The sequence below is a fragment of the Actinotalea sp. genome (assembly GCF_041597215.1).
Classification (GTDB): Bacteria; Actinomycetota; Actinomycetes; order Actinomycetales; family Cellulomonadaceae; genus Actinotalea.
Window position 1 is genome coordinate 1 of the sequence record NZ_JBFHHB010000224.1, and the last position, 5,302, is coordinate 5,302.

Consider the following 5,302-nt stretch of genomic DNA (forward strand, 5'->3'; position numbering starts at 1 on the left):
CAGGTCGACTGAACCGCTCCCGCGCTCGTCGGGACCTGCAAGGCAGCGCCCGGCTCGCGCTCTACGACGAGGCCGCCCACGCCGCCGCGGCCGTGCTCGTCCGCCAGTACTCGACGAGCTTCGGCCTCGCCACCCGGCTGCTGCCCCCTGAGCAGCGCGTCCTGGTGCGGGACATCTACGCGCTGGTCCGGCTCGCCGACGTGCTCGTCGACGGGGCGACCGCCGAGGCGGGCGGGGACACGGCGACCGCGCGTGCGGCCCTCGACGCGCTCGAGGAGCGCACCGAGCTGGCGATGGCCACGGGCTACTCCGGCGACCTCCTCGTGCACGCCTTCGGCATCGCTGCGCGCGCCGGGGGGATCGACCCGTCCCTGACGCGGCCCTTCTTCGCGTCCATGCGCACCGACCTGAGCACGAGGGTGCACGACGAGGAGAGCCTGCGGGAGTACATCCACGGGTCGGCCGAGGTCGTCGGGCTGATGTGCCTGCGGGTGTTCCTGATGGACCGGCCGGAGCCCGAGCGCACCGAGCGCTACGCAGCCCTGGCCCCAGGGGCGCAGGCGCTGGGAGCCGCCTTCCAGAAGGTCAACTTCCTGCGTGACCTCGCGGAGGACGCGGACGTCCTGGGCCGTCGCTACCTCGTGGGGATCGACCCCTCGCACGTGACCGAGGAGCAGAAGGCCGCGGCCCTCGCCGATGTCGACGCCGATCTGCGGACCGCCGCGGCCGCGATCGACGGGCTGCCCCCCGGCGCCCGGCGCGCGGTTGCCGTCGCCGCCGCGCTGTTCACCGAGCTCACCGAGCGGATCAGGCGCACGCCGGCCGCCGAGCTGAGCCGGAGCCGCATCCGGGTGCCGGACCCGGTCAAGGCCCGCCTCGCCGCGGGCGCCCTGCTGCGCACGAGGAAGGAACGCTGATGCCCACGGCCGTCGTCATCGGGGGAGGCCCCGCCGGCCTCGCCACCTCGGCCCTGCTGGCCCGCGAGGGGTACCGGGTCACCCTCCTGGAGGCCCGCGAGGTGCTCGGCGGGCGCGCCTCGGTGTGGGAGAAGGACGGTTTCCGGTTCGACATCGGCCCGTCGTGGTACCTCATGCCCGAGGTCTTCGAGCACTTCTTCGCGCTCATGGGGACCTCGGCTGCGCAGGAGCTGGACCTGGTGACCCTCGACCCGGCCTACCGGGTCCTGTACGAGAATCACGAGCCGCTGGAGATCCGCTCGGACCTGGAGGACAGCGTCGCGCTGTTCGAGGGCATCGAGCCGGGTGCCGGTGCCCGGCTGCGCGCGTACCTGGACTCCGCGTCGGACACGTACACGATGGCGACCCGGCACTTCCTGTACACGACGTTCGCCTCGATCCTCCCGCTGGCCAACGGCGACGTCCTGCGGCGGCTGCCGAGGCTGGGACGACTCCTCACCCAGTCGCTCGACGCACGGATCCGGTCCACCGTCCAGGACACCCGGCTGCGTCAGGTGCTCGGGTACCCGGCCGTCTTCCTCGGCTCTGCGCCGCGCCTGACGCCGAGCATGTACCACCTGATGAGCCACCTCGACCTCGTCGACGGGGTGCAGTACCCCCAGGGCGGCTTCGGGACGCTCATCGACGCGATGGCCCGCGTCGCCGAGCGGGCGGGGGTCGAGATCCGCACCGGGGCCGACGTCCGGGCGATCACCACCGCGTCCTCGGGGCGTTCCCGGGGGAAGGTCGCCCGGGCCACGGGCGTGCGCTTCGACGACGGTCAGGGAGAGCATCACCTCGCGGCGGACCTCGTCGTCTCCACGGCGGATCTCGACCATTCCGAGCATCGTCTGCTCCCTGCCCCGTTGCGCTCGCACTCCCCGCGGTGGTGGCGCACGCAGGTCCCCGGGCCGAGCGCCGTGATGATCTATCTCGGCGTGCGGGGCAGCCTCCCCGAGCTCCGGCACCACACGCTGCTGTTCGGTGAGGAGTGGGATCGCACCTTCGAGCAGATCTTCGCGCCGGACGGGCCGACGCAGCGCCCGCTGCTCCCCGACCCGACGTCCGTCTACGTCAGCCGCGTCACGGCGACGGACCCGGGTGCCGCGCCCGACGGCATGGAGAACCTCGTCGTCCTCGTCCCGGCGCCGCCGGACGTCCGGCTCGGCCGCGGCGGTCTCGACGGCGACGGTGACCCCTGGGTCGAGCAGGTGGCGGACCGGGCGATCGCGCAGATCGCCGACTGGGCGGGGATCGACGACCTCGCCGATCGGATCGTGCTGCGTCGGACGGTGGGCCCGCAGGACTGGGCGGAGGACCTGCGTGCCTGGCGCGGAACGGCGCTCGGACCCGCGCACACCCTGGGCCAGTCGGCGATGTTCCGGGCCTCCGGCGCCTCGTCGAAGGTGGAGGGTCTGCTCTTCGCGGGCGGCTCGGTGACTCCGGGGATCGGTCTTCCCATGTGCGTGATCAGCGCGGAGCTCGTCATCAAGCGTCTGCGCGGGGACACGTCGACCGGTCCGCTCGCCGAGACGGGTCGGATCGGGCAGCCGGTGGGAGGAGCGGGGGCGTGAGCCTGCTGTACGGGGCAGCCCTGCTCGTGTCCCTCGGGGGCTTGACCGTGATCGACCGCCGGTTCCGCCTCGTGCTGTTCACCGGCCGCGACGGGGCTCGGCGCGGCGCCGCCACCGTCGCCGTCGGCGTCGGGTTCTTCGTGCTGTGGGACCTGGTCGGGATCGGCCTCGGCGTCTTCTTCCGCGGGACCACCCGGTACCTCAGCGGGGTCCTCGTCGCTCCGGAGCTGCCGGTGGAGGAGCTCGGCTTCCTCACGCTGCTCAGCTACCTGACGCTGCTGGCCTATGTTGCCGCGGCGCGCTGGTGGCTGGGCCGCTCGGCCTCGCACCGGGCGGGCGGTGCGCGGTGACCTACCTGCTGATGAGTCTTCCGTTCCTCGCCCTGGCCGCCCTGGTGCTCGCGGTGGCCCGTCGCCGGCTGCGACGGCCGGTGCTCGCGGCCCTGGGCATCGCCCTCGCGGGCCTCCTGGTGCTCACCGCCGTGTTCGACAACATCATGATCGGCGTCGGCCTGGTCGCCTACGGGGAGGCCCAACGCCTGGGCTGGTCGGTCGGGGTCGCCCCGGTCGAGGACTTCACGTACACGATCGCCGGAGTGCTGCTGCTCCCCGCGGTGTGGCACCTGCTCGGCGGTACGGTCGAGCGCCCGGCCACGGACCGACGCCGTGCCGGAACCCACCCGACCACCGACCCGACCACCGACCCGAAGGGGACCGGACGATGACGCCAGTGGCCGACCGAGGGCTGCTCCGCCAGCTCGTCATGGCCTCCCGGCCGCTGAGCTGGGTGAACACCGCGTACCCCTTCGCCGCCGCCTACCTGATGTCCACGCGCGAGGTGGACGCGCGGCTCGTCGTCGGCACGGTGTTCTTCCTCATCCCCTACAACCTGCTGATGTACGGGATCAATGACGTCTTCGACCACGAGTCGGATCTGCGCAACCCGCGCAAGGGCGGTGTGGAGGGTGCGCTGCTGGACCCGCGGGTGCATCGGGCGACGGTGCTCTCGGCCGCACTGCTCCCGGTTCCCTTCGTCCTCTGGCTCCTCGCCGTGGGGTCGCCCGCCGCCGCGGCCGTGCTCGCGGTCTCCCTCTTCGCCGTCGTCGCCTACTCCGCACCGCGACTGCGCTTCAAGGAGCGGCCGGTGCTCGACTCGATGACGTCGAGCACGCACTTCGTCTCGCCTGCCCTCTACGGGTTCGTGCTGGCCGGTGCCGGGATCGGTCGGTCGGCGTGGCTCGTCCTCGCGGCCTTCTTCCTGTGGGGGGTCGCGAGCCAGGCCTTCGGGGCCGTGCAGGACATCGCGGCCGACAGGGCCGGGGGCATCGCGTCGATCGCCACCGTGCTCGGGGCGGCCCGGACGGTGCGCTTCTCGATCGTCGCCTGGGTCGCGGCCGGGGCGCTGCTGCTGGCGACGGCCTGGCCGGGCCCGCTCGCCGCTGTCCTCGTGCTCCCGTACATCGCCCTGGCGTGGCCGTTCCGCTCGGTCGGCGAGGAGCAGGCGGACCGCGCGCACCGGGGGTGGCAGCAGTTCCTCGCGGCGAACTACGGCGTGGGTTTCCTCGTCACGATGCTGCTGATCTGGGTGGCCCTGCGCGGCTGAGCACGCGACGCCGCGGGCCGGGCGGTACCCACGAGAGACAGCACTGCCGGGCCGCGGAGACTCACGCAGCCCGGCAGTGCTCGTCCTGAGCCAGCATCCCCCGAGCGGATCAGGACGTTCTCGGCGCCGGAAACCGACGCCTGGGATCCCGGCGGTGCGCCAAGCCCCCCAGCCTTGCGCACCACCGGTCTCCCGGAGCCGTCAACGATCAGGTCACGTGCCGGAAGAGGCGGCCGACGGTCACATGATCCCTGACGGAAGTCAGGTCTCCAGTGTGCACGCCGTGACACCCCGGTCAAAGCGAGTTCCCGCGCCCGTCTCACATGGTGAACATGAGAGCGTTCTCGCAGGTCATCGAATAATACCGCCGGGCGTATGCGGGGCGAGCCCGAGCAGCCCTGCTGGGGTCCCAGTCAAGATGATCATGACTGGGCGCGGTGGGGCTGCGGTTCAGACCAGCCCGTAGAGGCGGTCGCCTGCGTCGCCGAGCCCGGGGACGATGTAGGCCTTCTCGTTGAGCCGCTCGTCGACGGCCGCCACGACGACGGAGACGTCGGCTCGATCGCCCACGTGCTGCTCCACGACGGCCAGGCCCTCGGGTGCGGCAAGGAGGCAGATGCAGGTGACGTCCGTCGCGCCGCGCTCGAAGAGGTAGTCGATCGCCGCGACGAGCGTGCCGCCGGTCGCGAGCATCGGGTCGAGCACGTAGCACTGGCGACCCGAGAGGTCGTCGGGGAGCCGGTTCGCGTAGGTGATCGCCTGGAGCGTCTCCTCGTCGCGCTGGAGCCCGAGGAAGCCGACCTCCGCCGTCGGCAGGAGCCGCGTCATCCCCTCGAGCATGCCGAGCCCTGCGCGCAGGATCGGCACGACGAGCGGCCTGGGCTCGGCGAGGTGGGTGCCGATCGTCGTGGCGACCGGCGTGGTCACCTCGCGTGGCTCGGTGCGCACGTCGCGCGTGGCCTCGTAGGCCAGGAGGGTGACGAGCTCGTCGACGAGGAGGCGGAACGTCGAGGACGCCGTCTTCTCGTCCCGCAGGACGGTGAGCTTGTGGGCGACCAGGGGGTGGTTCGCGACGTGCAGGCGCATGGGAGAAACCTACCCGGTGCCGACCGTCTCGCGGGGCCCCCGCGCGCGGCCGCCCGGCGGGAGTGTGAAGGCCTTGCCCCGTCG

6 protein-coding genes are annotated in these 5,302 nt (G+C 72.6%); 5 read left to right on the top strand and 1 reads right to left on the bottom strand.

The window, feature by feature from the left end; genetic code table 11:
• The 5 genes from ABWK99_RS13260 to ABWK99_RS13280 all read left to right on the top strand — a co-directional run.
• The coding region (locus tag ABWK99_RS13260) for a phytoene/squalene synthase family protein (RefSeq protein WP_372595177.1) at nucleotides 1-917 on the top strand (917 nt) is incomplete at its 5' end.
• Nucleotides 917-2,530 (top strand): phytoene desaturase family protein, encoded by a 1,614-nt coding sequence (crtI, locus tag ABWK99_RS13265; protein WP_372595178.1) that lies wholly within the window; start codon nucleotides 917-919, stop codon nucleotides 2,528-2,530. The genes ABWK99_RS13260 and crtI, both read left to right, overlap by 1 nt.
• On the top strand, nucleotides 2,527-2,880 hold the full coding sequence (locus ABWK99_RS13270; protein WP_372595179.1) for a lycopene cyclase domain-containing protein: 354 nt from the start codon (nucleotides 2,527-2,529) through the stop codon (nucleotides 2,878-2,880). The genes crtI and ABWK99_RS13270 overlap by 4 nt, the downstream gene beginning before the upstream one ends.
• Nucleotides 2,877-3,254, top strand: a complete 378-nt coding sequence (locus ABWK99_RS13275; protein ID WP_372595180.1) for a lycopene cyclase domain-containing protein — start codon at nucleotides 2,877-2,879, stop codon at nucleotides 3,252-3,254. Before ABWK99_RS13270 ends, ABWK99_RS13275 begins: the two co-directional genes overlap by 4 nt.
• Nucleotides 3,251-4,132: a prenyltransferase gene (locus ABWK99_RS13280; protein WP_372595181.1), complete on the top strand. Its 882-nt coding sequence runs from the start codon at nucleotides 3,251-3,253 to the stop codon at nucleotides 4,130-4,132. The genes ABWK99_RS13275 and ABWK99_RS13280 overlap by 4 nt, the downstream gene beginning before the upstream one ends.
• Nucleotides 4,133-4,582: 450 nt before the next feature.
• Here ABWK99_RS13280 and upp read toward each other — a convergent pair whose 3' ends face one another.
• Entirely contained in the window at nucleotides 4,583-5,218 is a 636-nt protein-coding gene (gene upp, locus ABWK99_RS13285) for a uracil phosphoribosyltransferase (RefSeq protein ID WP_372595182.1), read from the bottom strand.
• Nucleotides 5,219-5,302: the final 84 nt, after the last annotated feature.

Bases quoted from the DNA above. Each gene is read 5' to 3' on its own strand.
- crtI (WP_372595178.1), top strand. From the start codon at position 917: ATGCCCACGGCCGTCGTCATCGGGGGAGGCCCCGCCGGCCTCGCCACC.
- ABWK99_RS13280 (WP_372595181.1), top strand. From the start codon at position 3,251: ATGACGCCAGTGGCCGACCGAGGGCTGCTCCGCCAGCTCGTCATGGCC.
- upp (WP_372595182.1), bottom strand. From the start codon at position 5,218: ATGCGCCTGCACGTCGCGAACCACCCCCTGGTCGCCCACAAGCTCACC.